The organism is Shewanella sp. MF05913 (genome assembly GCF_059758095.1).
Genome location: NZ_JCAYNT010000049.1, coordinates 1 through 2978 on the forward strand (window position 1 = coordinate 1; position 2978 = coordinate 2978).

Genomic DNA, 2978 nt, shown 5'->3' on the forward strand with positions numbered 1-2978 from the left:
ATTCTAATACTAAGTCGTATCAGTAAAACCCATCTGGGTTGTATGGTTAAGCCTCACGGGTCATTAGTACAAGTTAGCTCAACGCCTCACAACGCTTACACACCTTGCCTATCAACGTAGTAGTCTCCTACGGCCCTTTAGAGAGCTTAAAGCTCTAGGGATGACTCATCTTAGGGCTCGCTTCCCGCTTAGATGCTTTCAGCGGTTATCGATTCCGAACGTAGCTACCGGGCAATGCCATTGGCATGACAACCCGAACACCAGCGGTTCGTCCACTCCGGTCCTCTCGTACTAGGAGCAGCTCCCTTCAATCATCCAACGCCCACGGCAGATAGGGACCGAACTGTCTCACGACGTTCTGAACCCAGCTCGCGTACCACTTTAAATGGCGAACAGCCATACCCTTGGGACCGACTTCAGCCCCAGGATGTGATGAGCCGACATCGAGGTGCCAAACACCGCCGTCGATATGAACTCTTGGGCGGTATCAGCCTGTTATCCCCGGAGTACCTTTTATCCGTTGAGCGATGGCCCTTCCATTCAGAACCACCGGATCACTATGACCTACTTTCGTACCTGCTCGACGTGTATGTCTCGCAGTTAAGCTGGCTTATGCCATTGCACTAACCGTACGATGTCCGACCGTACTTAGCCAACCTTCGTGCTCCTCCGTTACTCTTTGGGAGGAGACCGCCCCAGTCAAACTACCCACCAGGCACTGTCCTCAACCCCGATAAGGGGCCAGAGTTAGAACATCAAAACTACAAGGGTGGTATTTCAAGATTGACTCCACAAAAACTAGCGTCTCTGCTTCAAAGTCTCCCACCTATCCTACACATGTAGGTTCAATGTTCAGTGCCAAGCTATAGTAAAGGTTCACGGGGTCTTTCCGTCTAGCCGCGGGTATACGGCATCTTCACCGCAATTTCAACTTCACTGAGTCTCGGCTGGAGACAGCGTGGCCATCATTACGCCATTCGTGCAGGTCGGAACTTACCCGACAAGGAATTTCGCTACCTTAGGACCGTTATAGTTACGGCCGCCGTTTACCGGGGCTTCGATCATGAGCTTCTCTTGCGATAACCCAATCAATTAACCTTCCGGCACCGGGCAGGCGTCACACCGTATACGTCATCTTGCGATTTTGCACAGTGCTGTGTTTTTGATAAACAGTTGCAGCCACCTGGTATCTGCGACTCCCATCAGCTTAGAGAGCAAGTCTCATCACCGTCAGGAGCGTACCTTCTCCCGAAGTTACGGTACCATTTTGCCTAGTTCCTTCAGCCGAGTTCTCTCAAGCGCCTTGGTATTCTCTACCCGACCACCTGTGTCGGTTTGGGGTACGATCCCTACTAACCTGAAGCTTAGAAGATTTTCCTGGAAGCATGGCATCAACTACTTCATCACCTTAGTGACTCGTCATCAGCTCTCAGCATTCTCACTAAAGAGGTGTTCCCGGATTTGCCTAAGAACACTGCCTACTACCTTAAACGCGGACTACCAACGCCGCGCTAGCCTAGCCTTCTCCGTCTCTCCATCGCAGTTAGCAGAGGTACAGAAATATTAATCTGTTTTCCATCGATTACGCCTTTCGGCCTCACCTTAGGGGTCGACTCACCCTGCCCCGATTAACGTTGGACAGGAACCCTTGGTCTTTCGGCGAGGGAGTTTTTCACTCCCTTTATCGTTACTCATGTCAGCATTCGCACTTCTGATACGTCCAGTGTGGGTTACCCCTTCACCTTCAACCGCTTACAGAACGCTCCTCTACCGCGCACTTCTAATGAAATGCACCCGTAGCTTCGGTGGTATGTTTAGCCCCGTTAAATCTTCCGCGCAGGCCGACTCGACTAGTGAGCTATTACGCTTTCTTTAAATGATGGCTGCTTCTAAGCCAACATCCTAGCTGTCTAAGCCTTCCCACATCGTTTCCCACTTAACATACACTTTGGGACCTTAGCTGACGGTCTGGGTTGTTTCCCTTTTGACAACGGACGTTAGCACCCGCTGTCTGTCTCCCGAGTAGTACTCATTGGTATTCGGAGTTTGCAAAGGGTTGGTAAGTCGGGATGACCCCCTAGCCTTAACAGTGCTCTACCCCCAATGGTATTCGCTCGAGGCGCTACCTAAATAGCTTTCGAGGAGAACCAGATATCTCCGAGTTTGATTGGCCTTTCACCCCCAGCCACAAGTCATCCGCTCATTTTTCAACATAAGTCGGTTCGGTCCTCCAGTTGATGTTACTCAACCTTCAACCTGCCCATGGCTAGATCACTCGGTTTCGGGTCTACGCCTTGCAACTAAACGCGCAGTTAACACTCGGTTTCCCTACGGCTCCGCTATTCGCTTAACCTCGCTACAAAACGTAAGTCGCTGACCCATTATACAAAAGGTACGCAGTCACGGTCTCAAGAACCGCTCCCACTGCTTGTACGTATACGGTTTCAGGTTCTATTTCACTCCCCTCACAGGGGTTCTTTTCGCCTTTCCCTCACGGTACTGGTTCACTATCGGTCAGTCAGGAGTATTTAGCCTTGGAGGATGGTCCCCCCATATTCAAACAGGATGTCACGTGTCCCGCCTTACTCGTTTTCATCTATGGTTAGTTTTCATGTACGGGGCTATCACCCTGTGCCGCTGTGCTTTCCAACACATTCCACTAACACCCCATAGACTTAAGGGCTAATCCCCGTTCGCTCGCCGCTACTAGGGGAATCTCGGTTGATTTCTTTTCCTCTGGGTACTTAGATGTTTCAGTTCCCCAGGTTCGCCTCATAACGCTATGTATTCACGTTATGATGACCACTTATGTGGCCGGGTTTCCCCATTCGGATATCGTTAGCTCAAATGCTTATTACTAGCTCGCCAACGCTTTTCGCAAGTTATTACGTCCTTCATCGCCTCTGACTGCCAAGGCATCCACCGTATACGCTTGGTCACTTAACCATACAACCCAAATGAGTTTCACACCCTTGAAT

Annotated in this window: 1 rRNA gene; it reads right to left on the reverse strand. The window is 50.4% G+C overall.

Annotated elements, in window-relative coordinates:
- Positions 1–42: 42 nt before the first annotated feature.
- Positions 43–2946: ribosomal RNA gene (locus AC19MV_RS22875) — 23S ribosomal RNA — on the reverse strand.
- Positions 2947–2978 lie beyond the last annotated feature (32 nt).